We start from the raw sequence: 21,246 nt of genomic DNA, 5'->3' as shown, positions 1-21,246 counted from the left end.
AACTAGTGAAGGTGACTAATGCCCGTGAAGGTTGAAAAAGTGGATCAACGGTAACTAGTGGAGGCGACTAATGCCCGTGAAGGTTGAAAAATTGGATTAACGGTAACCATAGGAAGCGTATGATGCCCGTGAAGGTTGAAAAAGGGGATCAACGGTAACCATAGGAAGCGTATGATGCCCGTGAAGGTTGAAAAAGGAAATCAGCAGTAACCATAGGAAGCGTATGATGCCCGTGATGTATTATTTATTGTTTAGATATATTATTCTTAGCCCAAATTGTAATATCTTTAATAAAATTGTAATGTGGACAGGCCCTTCCGACATAGGATACACGGATGAATATTTATGTCGTATAGGAGGGGTTAGTTTGCCCAGAAAGTGGTTAGTTTTTTTGGTATTTGCTTTTTTTATGTTGTCTAGTTTTTTTGTTGGTGTCCCGACAAGCTCCGCAGCCTCCAGTGGAAAGTTGATCATTATTAACAAGTCAACCAACCGGCTTGCGTACTTTGAAAATGGTGTGTATAAAAAACAGTTTAAAGTAGGGACCGGGAGAAAGAAATCGTACACACCTGAGGGCAAGTTCAAGATTGTAGTTAAGATTAAGAACAGGCCTTACTATAAGGGGCATATACCTGGTGGAGATCCACGGAATCCACTTGGTAACCGATGGCTCGGATTAAATGCACGCGGAACATGGGGAACAACCTATGCGATTCATGGAAACAACAACCCAAGTTCCATTGGCGGGTATGTTAGCAGCGGCTGTATTCGGATGTTTGATAGTGAAGTAGAATGGCTATTTAATCAAGTTCCAACTGGTACTCCAGTGATCATTACATCTTCAGGGAAATCTTTCAATGCGATTGCAACGTCCAATGGATATAAAGTTAGAGGGGGATCTAGTGCACCTTCCGTCCCGGTAAGTACTAGTGGAGAAGTATTAAAAAAAGGAAGTCGGGGTCCTTCTGTCGAGGAGCTCCAACGAAAGTTAACTTCCCTAGGCTATAGCACAAATGGTGTGGATGGTTATTTTGGAGTAAATACCGAGAATGCAGTGCGTAAATTTCAAAAAGCTCTTAAACTATCCGCAGATGGGATTGTCGGTCTTGCAACGAAAAAAGCGCTCGGAATTAAGTGATTTGGGAAACCGTTAATTTTTGTAGCTGCTCAATAAAATGGGCAGCTTTTTCCCATTTTTTTTTGTAAAAGCTTACATAAATTCATAAAAAATACCTGAACATAGTGTAAGACTGTAAATTTGTTGGAGGTAATGGTATGAGTCGACTGGAAAGGCTCAAGATGGATAGAGTTGAACCAAAACATTGGCGGCAATTCAATGAGTTATTACGTTATGTATTCCAAGTGACCAAAAAAGATTTACAAACAGTGGGTTGGGAGGAACGTGAAATCGCATTAGCAAAACTGCCTGTTTTGGAGCAGGCGGATGTGCTGGGCTGGTTTGATGGTGAAAAACTGATTTCCCAAATAGCTGTTTATCCGTTTCAAGTAAATATTTTTGGACGAACCCTTGAGATGGGTGGTTTGACAGGGGTTGGTACTTATCCAGAATACGCGAATTTGGGATTAATGAATAAGTTGATTTGGCAGGCCCTAGCGGACATGAAGGAAAGAAAACAATCGATATGCTATTTATATCCATATTCTTTGCCTTTTTACCGAAAAAAAGGATGGGAAATCATTTCTGATAAGATGACCTTTGAAATTAAAGATTATCAATTGCCGAAGGTAAAAAAAGTACCAGGCTATGTTAATCGGCTAAATACAGATCATCCTGATATTAAAACGGTATATAAGCTTTTCTCTAGTAAACGGCATGCTACAATGATTCGAACAAATTTAGCATGGGAAGAGTACTGGAGATGGGACTTGGAAGATTTAACAGCAGCTGTATATTATGATAGTACCCATCAGCCTCAAGGATATCTGTTGTACTGGATTTCACATGATGTGCTTCATATAAAAGAAATGGTCTATATGAATGAAGAGGCGCGGATAGGACTCTGGAATTTCATCAGTGCTCATTTTTCTATGGTTTCAAAAGTTGTCGGTGCAATATACACCAATGAACCATTAGCATTTTGGCTGGAGGACGGGGATATTAAGGAAACCATCGCACCCTATTTCATGGCACGAATAGTAGATGTTAAACAATTTATCGATCAATACCCTTTTAGAGCACCGGGTGTTGACATAAACCTGACAATGTTGATTGATGATCCAATCCTTGAATGGAATCAAGGGAAATTTACTCTTCATGTCTCAGCTACTGGTCAGGGAGAACTAACTCAAAGTGTAGGGGAACCGCTAGTATCTATTACGATCCAAACATTGACGACGATGTTACTGGGGTATAAACGGCCCTCCTATCTGGCTAGCATCGGTAGACTAACTAGTAATGAACAAACCGTAGAAATATTAGAGAATTTAATTGAAAGACAGACACCTTATTTCTCTGATTATTTTTGAGATCGTTAATTTTTAAGCTTCTTTCCTCTTTCGAAAAAAATGAAAGGGGATTATTTAGCAATAATTCAATTAATGGATGTTGAAAATAAATATACCATCTGGGTTTAGATATGGTTTATTATTATGAAATAATATTTTTTTATTAAAAGGAGATTTTTAATGAATTTTTCTGCCAAACAGATTGTCTTTATTAGTTTTATGTTATTTTCTATGTTTTTTGGAGCAGGCAACCTTATATTTCCACCATTTTTGGGACAGTCAGCGGGTACGAATCTCTGGACAGCTCTTGCTGGTTTTATTATTTCAGCAGTGGGACTACCGATTTTAGGAGTAATTGCGGTGGCTAAGGCAGGAAGTTTTAATGACCTAAATCAACGGGTTCATCCTTTTTTTGCTTTGATTTTTCCATTTCTTATCTATATTGCGATTGGACCTGGACTAGCGATTCCCCGGGCCGGCAGTCTAGCATTTGAAATGGGTTTAGCCCCTTTTTTACCAGAAAATTTGGTAAGCAGCCCGCTCTCTTTGTTGGTGTACAGTATCATCTTTTTTGGATTAGTCACATGGCTTTGTATGTTTCCTTCCAAACTTATTGACCTTTTTGGGAAATTATTGACTCCAATCTTACTCGCCCTCATCGTAATAATTTTTGTGAAAAGCTTAATGGATCCAATCGGTCCATTTGCAGCACCAAAGGAAAACTATGAAACCAACCCAGTATTTCAAGGGGTTTTGGATGGGTATTTAACAATGGATGCGCTGGCGGCCTTAGCTTTTGGTATTGTGATAGCAAACACATTAAAAGCACAGGGTGTAAGCGATAATAAAAAAAGGTCTTTGTATATGATGTACGCTGGATTGGGTGCGGGATTGCTGTTAACCGTGATTTACCTAATCTTAGGTTATTTAGGGGCTGCGAGTTCGTCATTAGGCCAAACAGAAAACGGTGCACAAATATTGGCTAATGTCATGACTCACTTGTTTGGTCAAAGCGGAACCTTTATTTTAGGCCTAGTTTTTACAATCGCCTGTTTTTGCGTTTCAATCGGTTTAGTTACTTCCTGCAGTCAATTTTTCGCAAATGCGATTCCAAAAGTAAATTATAAAAAGTGGGTTATTATCTTAGCAGTTCTTAGTACTGCTATTGCCAATTTAGGCTTAACACAAATACTAAAGATTTCCGTTCCAATTCTTGGCATGATCTATCCGTTAGCAATCGTTATTATCTTTTTAGGGCTTATTGATGATTTAATTAAGAATTTCCGTCAGGTTTATATCTCTGTCATAAGCCTTGTGGCCCTATTTAGTATCATAGATACGATTAATAAAAGCTTCCTCGCCAATAGGTGGAACGAGTTACTTGATATTTTTCCATTTTATAAAGAAGGACTTGGTTGGATTATTCCTGCCGTCATTGGATTGATTGTTGGGTATCTTCTTGGAATAGAACGTGGTACATCATCTGATAACAGAAACCTTAAGAGTTAATTAAAAGATAACTATGAATCGACAAAAAACACGGATGATGTTCAACCGTGTTTTTTGTCTGTTTTCTTTTCACTAAGTGCCCGGTAGATTTGCGTATACATACTACCTTGAACAATATTTTGCAGGAAAAAGTCTCCGATCAGTTTTAGATATTCTTCATCCTCAAACATCTTTTTGTTTTGTAATTCCATTTCAGCTAACCCTTCATATTTGGTGAGAAGGGCATATGTATGGTCTTCACCGGAAACGGGTGTTAAGATTTCGACATTGTGATCATAATTTTCATTCCGGAACGTTTTAATTTCCTTTAAGTTTTCAATACCTTCTTTAAATTTATCCTGTTTAATTTCAAATGTTTGATAGACAAAAATTGCCATTAGCAGCATCCCCTAAATATATTTTACAAACGTAAAAGTAAGTTTCCCCTAGATCAATAAAGTTATTCTTCACCCTCTAGTCTGTAATTCAACATAGTAAATGGAAATATTTCATTCCGCTTAAAAATCTTTTGTGGAGAATAATATCAATGAATAGAAAAACCCAGATTTGAAAGGATTAGGTGAAGCAATGTCGTCATATCAACTAGGACAGATCGTCTACATTATTATTCGGAATCCACATGCCCAAGATGTAGCCAATGTTCAACAAGCGGCAGTTGTACAAAATCCGGATAACCCGGAGCAACTTTCACTTTTTATCTATGAAACCTATTATCCCTTAACGGAGGAAGTGGCCGTTTATTCATCTGCGGAGGAAGCAGAATTTGCCTATCAAGATGCATTTGGTATATCAGAGATGGAGGGTTATTATGGTTAAGCCCTTTGTTCCGCAGCTTGTTTATGTTGAGCCAAGTGCCCTTGAATATCCACTTGGAAAAGAGTTAATCGCAAAATTTGAAAATATGGGAATTGAAATTAGGGAAACCACTTCGCATAATCAAATTCGAAATTTACCAGGTGATAATGATTTTCAAAAATACCGTACGGCAAAATCCACCTTGGTGATCGGTGTAAGGAAAACATTAAAGTTTGATACATCTAAACCCTCTGCGGAATATGCCATCCCGTTTGTGACGGGCTGCATGGGGCATTGTCATTATTGCTACTTACAGACAACAATGGGCAGTAAACCATATATTCGTACCTATGTGAACCTTGAAGATATATTTGAGGCTGCTGATAACTATATGAAAGAACGTGCGCCTGAACCGACTAGGTTTGAAGCCTCATGTACATCTGATATCGTAGGTGTAGATCACCTCACCCATACGTTAAAAAAAGCGATTGAGTTTTTTGGACAATCGGAATATGGCAAGCTTCGTTTTGTAACCAAATTCGCCCATGTGGACCATTTGCTTGATGCTAAGCATAATGGAAAAACCCGTTTTCGCTTTAGCGTCAATGACGATTATATTATCAAGAACTTTGAACCGGGAACATCAAGACTACCAGAAAGAATAGAGGCAGCAGGAAAGGTGGCAGGAGCCGGTTTTCCGTTAGGTTTCATTATTGCACCGATATACCTGCACGAGGGATGGAAGGAAGGATATAAAGAAATGTTAGAAAAGCTGGAGGCGGAACTTCCGGATTCAGCTAAAAAGGATTTAACCTTTGAAATGATTCAGCATCGGTTTACAAAACCAGCGAAGCGTGTCATTCAAAAAAATTATCCGATGACAAAACTTGAATTAGATGAGACCAAACGCAAATGGAAATGGGGACGCTACGGCATCGGAAAATTTGTTTATACAAATGAAGAGCAAGAAGATATAAAAGATACGCTTGGCAGATATATTAACACCTATTTTCCGCAAGCAAAAATAGAATACTTCACATAGAAAAAGAGGGATTCCTATGAATCCCTCCACATCTTATGATTCTGTTGCATCTCGATTAATCGATATCACTTGTTGTTCGCCGCCCTCATTAAGTTCACTATCTCGTTTTATTCGCCCCTTACCAACAGCAAGAGCAACCAAGACTCCGACTGCAATAAAGATGAGACCTGTCAAGAAAACAGTAGAAAATGAATCGGACCAAGCAATTTGAATAGCATGAATCACGCTATTTTGAATATCTTCAGGCATTTTTAAAAGGCCTGGATTAAGCAGCAAACTAAACAATGAATCTGTTTTTTCAGAAAGGGCAGTTAGTGCCTGGTGTGCAATTGGATTTCCAGCATCATTCGCAGCACTTACCATTTCACCTTTTAGTGTATGATTCATGATCGAATTCAATATGGTAATCCCAATCGTTCCACCTATCGATCGGAAGAAGGTGGAGGCTGAAGTTACCGTTCCAAGCTGCGATTTGGGAAACTCATTTTGGATGGCAATCATTAAAGTCGGCATTACTAAGCCCATCCCTAAGCCAAGAACCACCATATAGGCATAGGCAGTAAATTCGTTTGAATCGATGCCCATTGTACTCATTAAAAAGAAACCTAATGCAGCAAGCAGCATTCCCGCGGTTAATACCGAACGGAAGCTAAATCTTAATAATAACTGCCCGCCAACAACACTTGCAGCGATCATAGCAATCATCATTGGTGTCATCGTAGAACCGGCTTGAGTTGGCGAAACACCTAGAATACCTTGCATGTACATTGGTACGAACATTATTGCACCAAACATACCGAGGCCAAGCAAAAATCCTAACCCATTCATCGTGGCAAAAATTCGATTTTTAAATAAAGAAAGATCCAAGATTGGTTCCACTGCTTTACGCTCGATCAATCCGAAAATAATTAGTAGTAAAATAGAACCACCAAATATAAGGAAAGAGGTAGGCGAAGCCCAGTCAAATTTATCCCCGCCGAATGTTAATCCGAGTAATAATATAACGATGGCAGGAATTAATGTGATAATCCCTAAAAAATCAATATTAACTTTGCCTTTATTTGAAATCGTTTCGTGCTTTAATCCCATAAAGATAAAGATTGCGGAAAGTAATCCAAAAGGAACATTAATTAAGAAAATCCAGTGCCAGCTAATACTATCGACAATAATTCCACCTAAGAAAGGACCGATGACTGAACTTAATCCAAAGAGGCCGCCAAAAATTCCTTGCCACTTCGCTCGTTGTTCTGCTGTAAAGATGTCCCCAATAACCGTTTGCGATAAGGGCATAATCATGCCGCCGCCAATCCCTTGAAGACCTCTATAGATCACAAGCTGTTCCATTGATGTTGCAGTGGCACACAGTCCGGAACCAATAATAAAGATGATTGTTCCTAGTAAATAGAGGAACCGTCTGCCATATAGGTCAGATAATTTCCCGACAATCGGGACGACGGTTGTTGAGGTAATCATATAGGCTGTTGTAACCCAAGCAAAAATGGTAAAGCCGTTTAACTCTGAAATAATCGTTGGCATGGCCGTTCCAACGATGGTTTGTTCCAATGCACTGAAAAACATACCGATAATAAGGCCGGTTATGATTAATTTTGTATTTATGCGTTTTTCTTCTATCACCATATTTATTTCTCCTATCTAGATGTTAATAAAATCGATTCTGTCATAAAATATACTTTAAAACTGGCCGGTCAGTCAATTGATTTTATAGTTAAGGATATTTTTAACATATCCTTTATATTTCAAGTCCATAAAAAGCAATTATTTCATTTATGTATTTTTCAAGTGTGGAAATTCCTTTGAAATTTGAAAGCATCCCTTTAACGACTGGAAGACGGGGGTTCTGTTTGTTAATTTCCTCTTCAAGGACATCTAGTGAGATTTCTAACGGTTCTCTATTTTCCATCTGATTAATTTCATTTCTCAAGTTTTGGACAGAAGTTTGAATATCTGTTGGTTCAGAAAAAAGTTTGGAGTTTTTTATTATTTTCCCAAGCTTTTGCTCAGTTAAGAAAGGTTCTTCGTTGGTCATTTCTTTGGCGATGCTATCCATCCTTTTCATTAAAAAGTGGGATAGTTTTTCAAGTTCAAACTCAGCTGGTTCAAGAATCAATAATCCTACATACGACTGAAACAACCCTTCAAGAATCAAGGCTAAATCAATTGAAAAAGGCTCAACTTTCTGACCGTAAATAGATACTAATCCTTTACGGTATAATAAATGTGATTCAAAGCGCTTTTTAAAGAAAAGTTTTTTGATATTTTCATTCCTTGGGATCGCCTGTTCTTTGGAGAGCATAATCATAAATTCTTTATGACCAATAAAGGTTTTGAAAAAAGCAGTGATTTGCTTTATGAATTTTTCACGAGGGGATAAATCTTGATTTTCAAAAACTAATCGACTTGCTTCAATCGTTTCAAATATATATTCCAGAATTGAGAGTAATAATTCATCCTTTGACTTAAAATGTAAATAGAAAGCTCCTTTAGAAATATTACTTTCAGTTGCAATTTCTTGAATAGACGTCGAGGAAAAACCTTTCTGAGCAAAAAGCTTCATCCCTGATTTGATAATTACTTTCTCCTTTTCTGTCAAAATAAACCCTCCATTAATAGATATTACTCGGTTGAGATGTATAATTGTTGACGAATGACCAATTGGTCAGTATGATTAAATCTGTTGTGACCGCATAGTCAATCCTATTTGAATCTGTTCAAAATGTCAACATGGTATAAGAAGGAGACAAAAATGAAGAAAATCATTCAATTTTCATTAAAAAATAAGTTTGCTGTATGGCTGTTAACTATTATTATTACAATTGCCGGATTGTATTCCGGGATGAACATGAAGCTAGAAACTATTCCAAATATCAGTACTCCGCTGGTTACAGTCTTGGCTGTTTATCCGGGTGCCACACCTGAACAAGTAGCGGAGAGTGTTACCATACCAATTGAAAAAAGAGTTGAGAATTTAGACGGAGTTTCGGTTGTAAGTTCCTCTTCGTTTCAAAACGCTTCATCCATACAAATTGAGTATGATTTTGATAAAGACATGGAGAAAGCACAAAACGAAGTCAAAGAAGCATTAAGCAATCTTGAACTACCTGATGGTGTAGAGGAACCCAAGGTTTCTCGTATGAGTTTCTCTGCCATTCCAATTATGTCTTTAAGTATTACCAATAAAGATCAGTCATTAGCTGAATTAACAAAAACTGCAGAAGATGAGATTGTCCCGGAACTTGAAGGGATAGAAGGTGTACAAACCGTTCAAATATCAGGACAGCAAGTCGATGAAGTCCAATTGAAATTTAACGAAACAAAGCTGAAGGAAAATGGTTTAACAGAAGAAACGGTTAAGAATTTAATCAAGGCGTCCGATGTAACATTTCCTTTAGGTTTATACACATTTAAAGATACGCAAAAATCAGTGGTCATCGATGGAAATGTGACAACAATCGATGATTTAAAAGCGATTAAAATACCTGTAATCCCTTCTACAAGCGGGCAGCAAGGAATGACGGGTGGTCAACCAAGCCCCGTACAACAAATAGGTATGACAACCGGCCAAGTTAGCCAAGGCAATCAGCCATCACAGGGTATGGATGGGATTCCAACGGTTGAACTAAAAGATATTGCAACTATTAAAGTAGTAGGGAAAGCCGAATCGATTTCCAGGACGAATGGTAAAGAATCGATTGGTGTTCAAGTTACTAGTGCACAAGACGCAAATACAGTTGATGTGGTTAATGCAGTAAAAGAAAAACTAAGCGGTTTTGAAGCTAAAATCGATGGGTTAAAAGTAACAACCATTTTTGATCAAGGAAAGCCGATTGAAGAATCCGTTTCAACGATGCTGAATAAAGCAATTTTTGGTGCGATTTTCGCGATGATTATCATTTTAATCTTCTTACGAAATTTCCGGACAACGATCATCTCAGTGATCTCCATTCCTTTATCATTATTAATCGCGATATTACTTCTTAAACAAATGGATATCACACTGAATATGATGACCCTCGGGGCGATGACAGTTGCGATTGGGCGCGTTATTGATGATTCCATTGTGGTCATCGAAAATATATTTAGAAGAATGTCTATAAAAAATGAATCATTTACAGGTAAAGAATTAATTGTGGCAGCAACAAGAGAAATGTTTATGCCAATTTTTTCTTCAACTATTGTCACAATTGCTGTTTTCCTACCATTAGGATTAGTAAAAGGCCCGGTTGGGGAGATGTTCTTACCATTTGCACTAACCATCGTTTTCGCCTTAATGGCGTCTCTTTTAGTAGCAATTACGATTGTTCCAATGATGGCTCATTCCTTGTTTAAAAAGGGGATATCTTCGAAACAGGTGCATGTTGAGAGTAACCCAGGTAAATTAGCATCTGGTTATAAAAAGGTTCTGAATTGGTCGTTGAACCATAAAATCATTACTTTTGGGTTGGCAATTCTACTATTAATAGGCAGCTTGTTCCTTGTACCGGTCATTGGGGTCAGTTTCCTGCCATCCGATGAGCAGAAAATGGTAGTTGCCACATACAAACCGGCACCCGGTCAAACACTGGATGAAGTCGAGCGGATTGCAACCGATGCAGAAAAATTTTTAGAAGACAGAGCAGGAGTTAAGACCATACAGTTTTCTGTCGGCGGAGAGAATCCAATGAATCCGGGTCAAAGTAATTCAGCGATGTTCTTTGTTGAATATGATAAAGATACGGCAAATTTTTCAAAAGAAACGGAAAATGTGATCAATGACTTGAAAAAACGAAAAGATAAAGGGGAATGGGCAAGCCAGGATTTCTCTGGTATGGGTTCATCTAATGCGCTAACGTTTAATGTTTATGGCGACAAGATGGATGATATTGAACCCGTCGTTAACAAGATAACGGAAATTTTCAATCGAAACGAATCACTTCGAAATGTGAAAACAAGTATCTCAGATACGTATGAAGAATACACATTAGTAGCAGATCAAGAAAAATTAAGTCAACTAGGTGTTACTGCTGCACAAATCGGGATGGGGTTAGCAGGAAATGGCCAACGTCAAGTATTGACTACAATTGAAAAAGATGGCAAGGAAATGAATGTCTATTTAGAAGTTGAGAAGGATGAGTACCAAAGTATAAACGATCTTACCGATCAAACCATTCAATCTCCGCTTGGAATGGAAGTCCCTATTAAAGATGTTGTTAAAATTAAAAAGGGAAATACATCCGATACGATTACCAGACGTGACGGTCGAATTTATGCAAGTGTAAGTGCAGAAATTACTACTAAAGATGTAGCAAAAGTTTCTACTGCTGTTCAAAAGAAAGTAGATCAATTAAAAATTCCATGGACTGTGGATATTTCTGTCGGTGGGGTTTCTGAAGACATTGCTGAATCCTTTACACAGTTAGGTTTAGCGATGCTTGCTGCGATTGCGATTGTCTATTTAGTACTCGTTATTACGTTTGGTGGTGGCTTAGCTCCGTTAGCCATTTTATTCTCGTTACCCTTCACAATCATCGGCGGCCTTTTAGGTTTATTGATTTCCGGTGAAACATTAAGTGTTTCAGCGATGATTGGTGCCTTGATGTTAATTGGGATTGTTGTAACGAATGCAATTGTCTTAATTGATCGTGTCATTCATAAAGAAAATGATGGGTTATCAACAAGAGAGGCAATTCTCGAAGCAGCTGGAACGCGGGTTCGCCCCATTCTAATGACAGCCATTGCGACAATTGGTGCCCTCATTCCCCTTGCATTTGGCATGGAGGGAAGCGGCCTTATTTCGAAGGGATTGGGTGTCACAGTCATTGGTGGTTTAACAAGTTCAACACTACTTACATTAGTAATAGTACCGATTGTTTATGAAACGCTAATGAAAATGAAGCGAAAAGAGAAAAAGCAAGTAGACCAAGCGTTATAAGTAAATGCTAATGAATAGTAGCTGATTCGACTGTTTTTGTTAACAGAAGAGTCAGCTGCTTTTGTTTTTTTAACGCCTTGACATTTTAAAAAAAGAGAGTATGATAATGTTCTTGTGTTGACCATATTTAATTTTTTTAAAAATATTCATGGATTGTTCATATCTAACTGTTAAGATAGATGTTAGACTATTGGAAGCAGTATTTAAAATAATGACTTAAATTATATAATCATAGATTACAGGGTAGGTGCATTATGAATAACTTATTACAACGAGGTCAAAGTATTTTTAATAAATATGTTGGCTTTTTCTTTTTGACAGTATTTTTCCTTTGGATTAAAACATATATCGTACAATTAACACAATTTGACTTAGGAATTGAAAACTCACTCCAAAAGTTTCTATTATTTATTAATCCACTTGGTTCAGCATTACTTTTTTTAGGGGTTGCATTCTTTTTTAAGGGTCGAAAAAAGTATATTGGGCTAATTGTACTAGATCTTCTTTTATCGATTCTTTTATATGCAAATGTCTTATTTTACCGATTCTTTAGTGATTTTATTACCTTACCGACATTAACGCAGACACAAAACTTTGGGGATGTAAGCAGCAGTGTGACATCTCTATTAAAACCTTATGATATTTTATTCTTCCTTGATGTCATTGTCTTGGTTGCCTTATTAGTATTTCGTTTTGTGAAAATTGACGCTAATGATATGAATCGCGGGAAAGTGGCTGCCTTATTTTCAATGGCGCTTGCCATTTCTAGTGCTAACCTGGCTTTAGCTGAAACAGATCGTCCTCAATTATTAACAAGAGGATTTGACCGAAATTATATTGTGAAATATTTAGGTATGTACAACTACACCATTTATGATGCCGTTCAAAGTACAAAGGCATCAGCACAAAGGGTTATGGCAAGTAGTGATGATATTACAGAAGTTGTTAACTATACAAAATCAAATTATGCCGAGCCAAATCCAGCGTACTTTGGGGCTGGAAAAGGAATGAATGTTATCTATTTACATCTTGAATCAATGCAAAACTTCCTTATTAATTACAAATTGAATGGGGAAGAGGTCACACCGTTTTTAAATTCATTAACGAAAGATCAAAATACACTTTACTTTGATAATTTCTTCCATCAAACTGGACAAGGTAAAACTTCGGATGCTGAGTTTATGTTAGAAAATTCTTTATATGGCTTATCTCAAGGCTCAGCATATACGACAAAAGGGTTAAACACCTATGAGGCTGCTCCAGCAATCCTAGGTCAACAAGGCTACACTTCAGCAGTATTCCACGGAAACTCAGGAAGCTTCTGGAATCGTAATGAAATATATAAATCATTAGGCTTTAACAAGTTCTTTGATTCAAACTATTATCAAATAAATTCTGCTGATCTTGCAGAATACGGGCTGATGGACAAGCCTTTCTATGAACAATCGATTCCTCTATTGGAATCTTTACCAGAGCCATTCTATACAAAATTCATTACTGTATCAAATCATTATCCGTACCCAATTAATGAAGAAGATGCAACGATTGCACCAGGTACCACAGGTGATAAATCGGTTGATGGCTATTTTCAAACGGCACGATATGCGGATGAGGCCTTGAAGCAATTCTTTGATTATCTGAAAAAATCAGGTCTGTACGATCGCTCTATTATTGTATTGTACGGAGATCATTATGGTATTTCTGAAAATCATAATAAAGCCATGGCACAGGTAATGGGAAAAGAAATTACACCTTTTGAAAATACTGGATTACAGCGTGTACCATTATTTATTCGAGTACCAGGTATGGAAGGTGGAGTAAATCACGAATACGGTGGTCAAATCGATCTTCTTCCAACACTACTTCACTTGCTTGGAACGGACACAAAAGAATATGTCCAATTTGGAACCGACTTATTATCTAAACAACATGATGATGTCGTGCCTTTCAGAAATGGTGACTTTGTAAGTTCAACAATCACTGCTATTGATGGGAAGTTCTATGATTCCAAAACAGGCTTGAAGTTAGATGAAGCGAAAAATGAAGAAGCGAAAAAAGACCAGAAAATCGTTGAATATAAATTAAAGCTATCAGATAAAGTTGTGAATGGGGATTTATTACGCTTTTATAAACCAGAGAACTTTACCCCTGTTGACCGTTCACAATACAACTATAACTATGATGAAAAAGTTGTTTCTAAATAATTTTTAAGCTGCATGAGATCTTATTCTCAGGCAGCTTTTTTACGTTTATCCTTCCTTTTTAATCTTGAATTATTAAATTCAAATAGTGTAATGCTATAGACAACTGAAAGATTGATAAAGGGGAGGATTATGATCGGAAAGGTTTGGCACATTTATAAAAATGATTGGAAAAATATCTTTAGTGTTCCTACTGTCGTGTTGTTAGTTACAGCACTAATGATCCTCCCATCTGCTTATGCCTGGATTAATATTAAGTCGATGTGGGACCCTTATGGCAATACAGCCGGGATTCTTGTGGCTGTTAGCAATGAAGATGAAGGGGCTGAAATTCGAGGGAAGAAAATAAATGTCGGAAACGATACGGTAAAAAACCTAACAAAGAATCACCAGCTTGGTTGGACCTTTGTTAATCGGAAAAATGCCGAGAGTGGAGTTGAGAAAGGAAAATACTATGCCTATCTCATTATTCCAAAGGATTTTTCAAAGAAACTTACGAGTATCTTAGAATTGAATCCACAAAAACCAAATATTGAATTTGCTGTAAATGAAAAAATCAATGCCGTGGCCCCGAAAATTGCGAGTTCTGGTGCATCAAGCGTTACAGCTCAAATAAGCCAAGCTTTTATTAAAACTGTCGGGGATGCTATTTTCTCGGGATTTTATAAAGGCGGGATTGAACTTGAGAAAGCATTACCCTCTATTCGTGATGTGGAAAAACAGATTTTTGAGCTAGAGAAGGCTCTGCCGGAAATTGAGAAAATGGGGAAAACGGCGATTGAACTCGAAGCGAGGCTCCCTGAAATACAGGCCAAGGGTCAGAAAATTATTGAGCTTGAACAAAGAATTCCCGAAATCCAGCAGGCTGGCAGCAGTATCTTGAAGGTCGAAGCGAGTTTGCCGCTTATGAAGGACGCAGGAGAAAAAGTGATAGCATTGCAGGGGAATCTTACTGATATGCAGCGTTCCACGGAAATAATAGCTGAAGTCGTTTCGAATTTAACGGAGATAGAAACCAACCTCAATCAAGCGGTCGAAAGTGTAAAGGAAACAAAACAGGTGGATACTACAGCAAATCAAGAGCAGTTAGTTCAATTATATGACGAGTTAGTAAAAATCCATTCTGGCATCCAAGAAACTCGACCGGGCATTCAACAGAAGGTGGATGAAGTAACAGGAGGAATAAATTCAGGAGCCTTTTTTATAAAAAATGATTTGCCCAGGGTTGAACAAAAATTACATGCTGCAGCGGATTTTGTGCAGAAGGATTTGCCAAAAGTGGAGGATGATATTCGAAAAGCAGGAAATCTTGTACGCACAAGGCTTCCAGAACTTGCAAAGGGCGTCCATCAAGCGGCGGATTTAGCTAGAAATGACTTACCTGGATTCGAAGCTAAAATTAGGAGTGCAGCCGCTAAAATCCGTAGGTATGAAAGCAGTGTTAATATAAACGATTTAATTGAATTTCTTAAACATGATCCTCAAAAAGAAAGTAACTTCCTATCAAGTCCTGTGCTATTGACTACAAAACGGCTTTTTCCTATCCCAAATTATGGATCGGCGATGACACCTTTTTATACGATGCTAGCACTATGGGTTGGAGCCACTCTCCTGATTGCCTCTTTAAAAGTAGATGCAGATAATCCTGAAAATAAGTACAAAAGCTATCAACTCTTTTTAGGGAGGCTGTTTACATTTCTGACGATAGGAATTTTCCAAGCGGCCATTATATCCATTGGTGATTTGTTTATCATTCACACGTATGCAGTCGACAAACTTTGGTTTGTACTATTTTGTATTTTTATCAGTATGGTGTTTGTAATAATTACCTATTCTCTATGCTCGGTGTTCGGAAGTTTAGGAAAAGGTTTAACGATTATTTTCCTCGTGCTGCAAATTTCTAGTTCTGGTGCGACATTCCCGGTTAGTTTGACCTCTTCCTTTTTTCAAAAGTTAAACCCTTTCATGCCGTTTACGTATGCCGTGAGTATGCTGCGGGAAACGGTCGGTGGAATGATTAATGAAGTGGTTGTAAACGATTTCCTTTATCTGGTTATCTTTGTTTTGATTAGTTTTCTTTTGGCAATGGTATTAAAAAAACCATTAAGCAATCGGATTGAACAAACAGCAGAAAGAGCAAGAGCCTCAAAAATTATTCCTTAGTATGTGCAAAAGAGCTGGCGATTTGTCTGCCTCTTTTTTTTTGAGCACTTAATGATTTTTTCAAATATTATAATAAATTATATTGACAATTCCTATGTGTATGGTAGGATTAATCGTAATTAATAATAAAATGAAGTTTTTTAAGGGAGGCGAATCAACTGCAAGGTTCAGAATGGCAAGATGTGCGTGAGCATATTGAAAGTATGTTGGATACATTAAAATTTGGTTCTATTACGTTAGTTGTTCAGGATGGAAAAATAGTACAAATCGAGAAAAATGAAAAGGTTCGTCTGCAATCCAATAAAATTCGCTGATTAGACTAACTACTAAAGGCGGTAAACCTATCCCTATTAGTCGGAGGGAAACTGCCTTTTTACTGATAAAGGGGGTACAAGTGGATGACAAAGGCTGTCACTTATAATAATTGGAGTGAAATCTCTGAAACTTTCTCAATTCAAGATGAGACAAAGGGTGCCAGGTCTGTATTAGAGTGGGCATATAGCAATTATCCTGAAGGGAAAATTATTTATGCATCCAGTTTTGGTGCTGAGGCCATAGTATTAATCGATTTGATTTATCAAGTAAAAAAAGATGCTCAGATTGTATTCTTAGATACGGGGCTCCATTTTCCTGAAACGTATGATGTTATTGATAAGATTGAAGCTCGTTTTCCAGAATTACAAATTGAGCGAAAAACACCTGATTTGAGTTTAGATCAACAGGCTGCCGAATTCGGCTCAGCATTATGGAAAAGGGATCCAAACCAATGCTGCCAAATAAGAAAGGTCATTCCACTACGAGAGGCATTGACACCAAGGGACGCTTGGATTTCAGGTCTACGTAGAGAACAGTCTCCAACAAGGAAGGATACTCAATTCGTTAACAAGGATGATAAATTTCAAAATATCAAAATCTGTCCATTAATTCACTGGACGTGGGATGAAGTTTGGTCCTATATCAGGGAAAGAGACCTCCCATATAACGAATTGCATGACCACAACTATCCTAGTATTGGCTGTTTCCCGTGTACACAGGCTGTTGGAACAGATGGTGATTCCCGAGAAGGCCGTTGGTCGGGCAGCGGTAAAACGGAGTGCGGTTTGCACTCTAAATAAAGGCATCAGTGTAGAAGAATTTAGTGACTGCTACTTTAAAAGGTGCAAAGGTAGCGATTAAATTAAAACATTTAGAGAAAGGTTGATTAATATGTCATACTTACCAAAACCGCATGGAGGAAAACTTATTCAAGCGTTTGACCCCAATTACGATCTATCCACGATAGAAAAGGAAATTGAAATTGATGCAATTGCCTTAAGTGATCTAGAATTAATTGGTATCGGATTATTCAGTCCTTTAAAGGGCTTTCTTGGGAAAAAAGACTATGAATCTGTTGTCAACAATATGCGTTTAGCAGACAATACCATTTGGTCGATCCCAGTTACACTACCTATATCTTTTGATGTAGCTGAAACACTTGTAGTAGGTGAAGAGTACAAACTTTCATTTAAAAATGAAGTCTATGGTGTTATTAGAGTTTCAGAATGGTATGAACCTGATTTAGACAAAGAAGCACTTGAAGTATATAAAACAGAAGAACTTGCACATCCTGGTGTGAAACGTCTCTACGAAAGAGGACCTGTATACGTTGCAGGAGAAATCGTACTCGTGAAAAAATCCGAAAAAGGTGTATTCGGTGATGTCTGGTTTGAGCCGAAGGAAACACGGGCCATTTTTGAAGAAAAGGGATGGAAGACTGTTGTAGGCTTCCAAACAAGAAATCCTATTCATCGTGCACATGAGTACATCCAAAAAGCTGCTCTTGAAACGGTCGATGGCCTGTTCGTCAACCCACTTGTTGGCGAAACGAAGTCAGATGACGTCCCTGCGGAAGTCCGCCTGAAAAGCTATCGTGTTTTGCTAGATAACTATTATCCGAGCGAACGTGTTCAACTAGGTGTCTATCCAGCAGCAATGAGATATGCAGGACCAAGGGAAGCTATTTTCCATGCACTAGCTCGTAAAAACTTTGGCTGTACCCATTTTATTGTTGGCCGTGACCACGCCGGAGTTGGCAATTATTACGGAACCTATGATGCCCAGTATATTTTTAGTAATTTTACAGAAGAAGAGCTTGGTATTAAACCTTTGTTCTTTGAACATAGCTTCTATTGCACAAAATGTGAAGGAATGGCTTCTGATAAAACTTGCCCGCATGGCAAGGAGGATAGAGTGATTCTTTCTGGAACAAAGGTGAGAGAAATGCTTCGCTCAGGAGTACTGCCACCATCCACCTTTAGCCGTAAAGAGGTTGTTGAAGTACTAATTGAAGGCATGAAAGAAACAGCATCCGTGTAAGGAGGAAACTGAATCAATGACTAAACCAACGAATATTACATGGCACGAAACATCTATTTCAAAAGAAAATCGACGTGAAAAAAATGGTCATGGGAGCTGTGCTTTATGGTTTACAGGACTCTCAGGCTCTGGAAAATCAACGATTGCAAATGCCGTATCAAACGAATTGTTCCGTCAGGGAATCAGTGAATATGTCCTTGATGGTGATAATATTCGCCACGGTTTAAATAAGGATCTTGGTTTTTCCGATTATGACCGCACTGAAAATATTCGCAGAATTGGCGAAGTTGCTAAGTTGTTTGTCGACAGTGGCAAGGTAGTGACCACCGCCTTTATTTCACCATTTCGTTCTGATCGTGATCAAGTGCGGGCTTTATTTGAAGAAGAGGAGTTTATTGAGGTGTTTGTCCATTGTCCAATTGAGGAATGTGAACGACGCGATCCAAAGCAGTTGTATGCGAAAGCGCGTCGGGGCGAAATTAAGGACTTTACCGGAATTGACTCCCCTTATGAAGCGCCTGAACAACCAGAAATCACTCTTCATTCTGATCAAGTGACCATTGAGGAAGCAGTGGAACAAGTGTTAACTTATTTAAGAGAGAAGAATATTATCTAAATAATAAGCTGCTTTTTCCTCGTCGATCATGAGTGAGAATGGTAAATTCATGGTTGGTAAAGGATAATAAGGTTGAAGAAGAAGGGAGCAGCGAGGGTGAAAGCAATTCTTTACATTGGTCATGGCACACGTTCGAAAAAGGGGGCTGAAGAAGCCCAATCTTTTCTACATAGAGTGATGGACCGAATAAGTGTTGAAATTCAGGAAATCAGTTTTCTTGAGTTGACCGAGCCGAGTATTGAGGAGGGCTTTCTGCGCTGTGTGAATAGGGGGGCGACAGAAATTTCTGTGGTTCCCCTTTTTTTATTGGCTGCAGGTCATATTAAAGAAGATATTCCTCAAGCACTTGCCCCCCTCTGTTACAGGTATCCAAATATCAAGGTGAATATACGGGATCCATTTGGTGTGCAAGGGAAGATTCTCGATGGTATTGCCGAGTTAGTTAGGAATTCAGTCAATGAGATTTCACCACAGGATGCGGTATTGGTTGTCGGTAGAGGCAGTAGTGACAAGAGTATTCACTCAGCTTTTGCAGAAATAACCAAAGGGATAAGAGAACGGCTGGGTATAAAATATGTTTCTGTTTGTTATTTGGCGGCCACAGAACCAAGGCTTCAGGAGGGACTTGAAACGGTTTCAAAGCAAACTGGTGGAAAAATAATCGTTATTCCTTATTTATTATTTTCCGGTCTCCTTTTAAGAGACATCGATCAAAGGGTAAAAATGAGGCAAAATATGGGTCAGCAAATTATCCATACAGGTTCGCTCAGTAAACATCGTGTCATAGAGGATATCATCATAGAGCGTGCTTCAAGAAGATAAGCAAAAATTAGAATAATGTTTAACGCGAGGCTAATAGTCCTAAGGATTATTGGCTATTTTTTTAAAGAATTTATACTAAAGAAATAATAAAACATGAACTTTGGTTCAATTTTTCGTCGAAATATGATATAATAAAGGTATAAATGTAAATAACTATTACATAAAAAATTCTAATCGAAGAGAGGCTAAAGCAGGGGATATGAAAATGGTAAAATCTAACGAAAAGAAGTGATTATATGACAGAACTCATGAATGAAAAAATCCAACACCGCAAATTACCACTTCAAAAAGTAATTCTTCGTACCATCGCTATTACAATCGGAGCAATCTTAATGGCTACCGGTTTAGAAATATTCCTAGTCCCCAATCATGTTATTGATGGCGGCATTACTGGTATTTCGATTATGCTTGCCCATATAATCGGATGGAAATTAGGGATCTTCATCTTCATACTAAACTTGCCCTTTGTATATATGGGTTATAAACAGATGGGAAAAACCTTTGCCATTTCTACTGTGTATGGAATTATCGTTTTATCTATTTTTGTATCGTTTTTCCACCCGATTCAGGCATTTACAGATGATATTCTCCTTGCGACTGTTTTTGGAGGGATGATTCTAGGGATGGGTGTCGGAATCGTTATCCGAAATGGTGGAGCGTTAGATGGGACCGAGATATTGGCACTCGTCATCACGAAAAAGGTTCCATTTTCAGTTGGTCAGATTATCATGTTTATTAATATTTTTATTTTAGGAGCAGCCGGTTTTGTCTTTAGCTGGGACAGGGCTATGTATTCCTTATTAGCCTATGTTATTGCTTCGAAAGCGATCGATACTGTTGTCGCAGGGTTAGAAGAATCCAAATCTGTTTGGATTATTAGTGATGAAGCAGAGGAAATTGGAAATGCCATCAACGCCAGACTTGGTAGAGGGGTTACCTACATAAAGGGTCAAGGGGCCTTTACCGGAGATAATAAGAAGGTCATTTTCAGTATTATCACCAGGTTGGAAGAATCTAAATTAACCACGATTGTTGAGGACATTGATCCGACGGCATTTTTAGCGATAGGGGATATTTCGGAAGTCCGCGGGGGCCGATTTAAGAAAAGAGATATCCATTAACAAAAAACAAAAAGGATCTGCGAATAATCCTAAGGGGTTTACTTTAGAGGTGCAAACATTGTAAAAAATATAGGAAAACGCACTTGAATTTACAATATAAATTACAGTGCATTTTTTATTGATATATCAACATTTTAGCGAATTTTAATTGCTAATTGTTCCCTAATTCACATAATAAATCACAGGGTATGAACTAATTATTCCTTAATCGAGTAACTAGTGCAGTT

General features: G+C 37.9%; 17 protein-coding genes. 14 read left to right on the top strand and 3 right to left on the bottom strand.

Features of this window, described 5'->3' with window-relative positions:
- The first annotated feature begins 367 nt into the window (after positions 1-367).
- The 3 genes from BDR01S_RS00610 (at position 368) to brnQ (ending at position 3,975) form a co-directional block, all read left to right on the top strand.
- Positions 368-1,138, top strand: a complete 771-nt coding sequence (locus tag BDR01S_RS00610; protein ID WP_335582575.1) for a L,D-transpeptidase family protein — start codon at positions 368-370, stop codon at positions 1,136-1,138.
- Positions 1,139-1,275: 137 nt separating this feature from the next.
- Positions 1,276-2,487: a GNAT family N-acetyltransferase gene (locus tag BDR01S_RS00605; protein WP_066253360.1), complete on the top strand. Its 1,212-nt coding sequence runs from the start codon at positions 1,276-1,278 to the stop codon at positions 2,485-2,487.
- Between the two features lie 159 nt (positions 2,488-2,646).
- On the top strand, positions 2,647-3,975 hold the full coding sequence (gene brnQ / locus BDR01S_RS00600; RefSeq protein WP_066253363.1) for a branched-chain amino acid transport system II carrier protein: 1,329 nt from the start codon (positions 2,647-2,649) through the stop codon (positions 3,973-3,975).
- Between the two features lie 41 nt (positions 3,976-4,016).
- Here brnQ and BDR01S_RS00595 read toward each other — a convergent pair whose 3' ends face one another.
- Positions 4,017-4,352, bottom strand: coding sequence for a hypothetical protein (locus BDR01S_RS00595; protein ID WP_066253366.1), 336 nt, complete (start codon positions 4,350-4,352; stop codon positions 4,017-4,019).
- A 190-nt stretch (positions 4,353-4,542) separates the two neighbouring features.
- On the opposite strand from BDR01S_RS00595, the gene BDR01S_RS00590 reads away from it, so the two are divergent.
- The gene (locus tag BDR01S_RS00590) at positions 4,543-4,791 is read left to right on the top strand and encodes a transcriptional regulator SplA domain-containing protein (RefSeq protein WP_066259910.1); all 249 of its coding nucleotides are present in this window, start codon (positions 4,543-4,545) and stop codon (positions 4,789-4,791) included.
- Entirely contained in the window at positions 4,784-5,812 is a 1,029-nt protein-coding gene (gene splB / locus BDR01S_RS00585; protein WP_066253369.1) for a spore photoproduct lyase, read from the top strand. Before BDR01S_RS00590 ends, splB begins: the two co-directional genes overlap by 8 nt.
- A gap of 33 nt (positions 5,813-5,845) precedes the next feature.
- Here splB and BDR01S_RS00580 read toward each other — a convergent pair whose 3' ends face one another.
- Positions 5,846-7,450, bottom strand: a complete 1,605-nt coding sequence (locus BDR01S_RS00580) for an MDR family MFS transporter (protein WP_066253371.1) — start codon at positions 7,448-7,450, stop codon at positions 5,846-5,848.
- Positions 7,451-7,562: 112 nt separating this feature from the next.
- Positions 7,563-8,423 carry a TetR/AcrR family transcriptional regulator gene (locus BDR01S_RS00575; RefSeq protein ID WP_066253374.1) on the bottom strand — a complete coding sequence of 287 codons (861 nt, stop codon included), beginning with the start codon at positions 8,421-8,423 and terminating at the stop codon, positions 7,563-7,565.
- A 153-nt stretch (positions 8,424-8,576) separates the two neighbouring features.
- On the opposite strand from BDR01S_RS00575, the gene BDR01S_RS00570 reads away from it, so the two are divergent.
- The 9 genes from BDR01S_RS00570 (at position 8,577) to BDR01S_RS00535 (ending at position 21,019) form a co-directional block, all read left to right on the top strand.
- Positions 8,577-11,741, top strand: a complete 3,165-nt coding sequence (locus BDR01S_RS00570) for an efflux RND transporter permease subunit (RefSeq protein ID WP_066253377.1) — start codon at positions 8,577-8,579, stop codon at positions 11,739-11,741.
- 254 nt (positions 11,742-11,995) lie between these two features.
- Positions 11,996-13,945: a lipoteichoic acid synthase gene (ltaS, locus tag BDR01S_RS00565; protein WP_066253380.1), complete on the top strand. Its 1,950-nt coding sequence runs from the start codon at positions 11,996-11,998 to the stop codon at positions 13,943-13,945.
- A gap of 129 nt (positions 13,946-14,074) precedes the next feature.
- A complete protein-coding gene (locus BDR01S_RS00560) occupies positions 14,075-16,105 on the top strand; it encodes a YhgE/Pip domain-containing protein (RefSeq protein WP_066253383.1) in 2,031 nt (676 codons plus the stop codon).
- A 203-nt stretch (positions 16,106-16,308) separates the two neighbouring features.
- On the top strand, positions 16,309-16,419 hold the full coding sequence (locus BDR01S_RS24635) for a YezD family protein (protein ID WP_066259913.1): 111 nt from the start codon (positions 16,309-16,311) through the stop codon (positions 16,417-16,419).
- Between the two features lie 84 nt (positions 16,420-16,503).
- Complete coding sequence (locus BDR01S_RS00555) at positions 16,504-17,220, top strand: phosphoadenylyl-sulfate reductase (protein WP_066253386.1); 717 nt, start codon at positions 16,504-16,506, stop codon at positions 17,218-17,220.
- Positions 17,221-17,311: 91 nt separating this feature from the next.
- Entirely contained in the window at positions 17,312-18,460 is a 1,149-nt protein-coding gene (gene sat, locus BDR01S_RS00550; protein ID WP_066253389.1) for a sulfate adenylyltransferase, read from the top strand.
- Between the two features lie 16 nt (positions 18,461-18,476).
- On the top strand, positions 18,477-19,076 hold the full coding sequence (cysC, locus tag BDR01S_RS00545; protein WP_066253392.1) for an adenylyl-sulfate kinase: 600 nt from the start codon (positions 18,477-18,479) through the stop codon (positions 19,074-19,076).
- A gap of 72 nt (positions 19,077-19,148) precedes the next feature.
- On the top strand, positions 19,149-19,898 hold the full coding sequence (locus BDR01S_RS00540; protein WP_235846463.1) for a sirohydrochlorin chelatase: 750 nt from the start codon (positions 19,149-19,151) through the stop codon (positions 19,896-19,898).
- 236 nt (positions 19,899-20,134) lie between these two features.
- Positions 20,135-21,019: a YitT family protein gene (locus BDR01S_RS00535; RefSeq protein WP_066253397.1), complete on the top strand. Its 885-nt coding sequence runs from the start codon at positions 20,135-20,137 to the stop codon at positions 21,017-21,019.
- The last annotated feature ends 227 nt before the right edge of the window (positions 21,020-21,246 follow it).

The organism is Neobacillus drentensis NBRC 102427 (assembly GCF_001591445.1).
Taxonomy (GTDB): domain Bacteria; phylum Bacillota; class Bacilli; order Bacillales; family Cytobacillaceae; genus Neobacillus; species Neobacillus drentensis.
This window is presented reverse-complemented; position numbering and strand designations above follow the sequence as displayed.

Bases quoted from the DNA above. Each gene is read 5' to 3' on its own strand.
- BDR01S_RS00605 (WP_066253360.1), top strand. From the start codon at position 1,276: ATGAGTCGACTGGAAAGGCTCAAGATGGATAGAGTTGAACCAAAACAT.
- brnQ (WP_066253363.1), top strand. From the start codon at position 2,647: ATGAATTTTTCTGCCAAACAGATTGTCTTTATTAGTTTTATGTTATTT.
- BDR01S_RS00595 (WP_066253366.1), bottom strand. From the start codon at position 4,352: ATGGCAATTTTTGTCTATCAAACATTTGAAATTAAACAGGATAAATTT.
- BDR01S_RS00590 (WP_066259910.1), top strand. From the start codon at position 4,543: ATGTCGTCATATCAACTAGGACAGATCGTCTACATTATTATTCGGAAT.
- splB (WP_066253369.1), top strand. From the start codon at position 4,784: ATGGTTAAGCCCTTTGTTCCGCAGCTTGTTTATGTTGAGCCAAGTGCC.
- BDR01S_RS00580 (WP_066253371.1), bottom strand. From the start codon at position 7,450: ATGGTGATAGAAGAAAAACGCATAAATACAAAATTAATCATAACCGGC.
- BDR01S_RS00570 (WP_066253377.1), top strand. From the start codon at position 8,577: ATGAAGAAAATCATTCAATTTTCATTAAAAAATAAGTTTGCTGTATGG.
- ltaS (WP_066253380.1), top strand. From the start codon at position 11,996: ATGAATAACTTATTACAACGAGGTCAAAGTATTTTTAATAAATATGTT.
- BDR01S_RS00560 (WP_066253383.1), top strand. From the start codon at position 14,075: ATGATCGGAAAGGTTTGGCACATTTATAAAAATGATTGGAAAAATATC.
- BDR01S_RS24635 (WP_066259913.1), top strand. From the start codon at position 16,309: ATGTTGGATACATTAAAATTTGGTTCTATTACGTTAGTTGTTCAGGAT.
- BDR01S_RS00555 (WP_066253386.1), top strand. From the start codon at position 16,504: ATGACAAAGGCTGTCACTTATAATAATTGGAGTGAAATCTCTGAAACT.
- sat (WP_066253389.1), top strand. From the start codon at position 17,312: ATGTCATACTTACCAAAACCGCATGGAGGAAAACTTATTCAAGCGTTT.
- cysC (WP_066253392.1), top strand. From the start codon at position 18,477: ATGACTAAACCAACGAATATTACATGGCACGAAACATCTATTTCAAAA.
- BDR01S_RS00535 (WP_066253397.1), top strand. From the start codon at position 20,135: ATGACAGAACTCATGAATGAAAAAATCCAACACCGCAAATTACCACTT.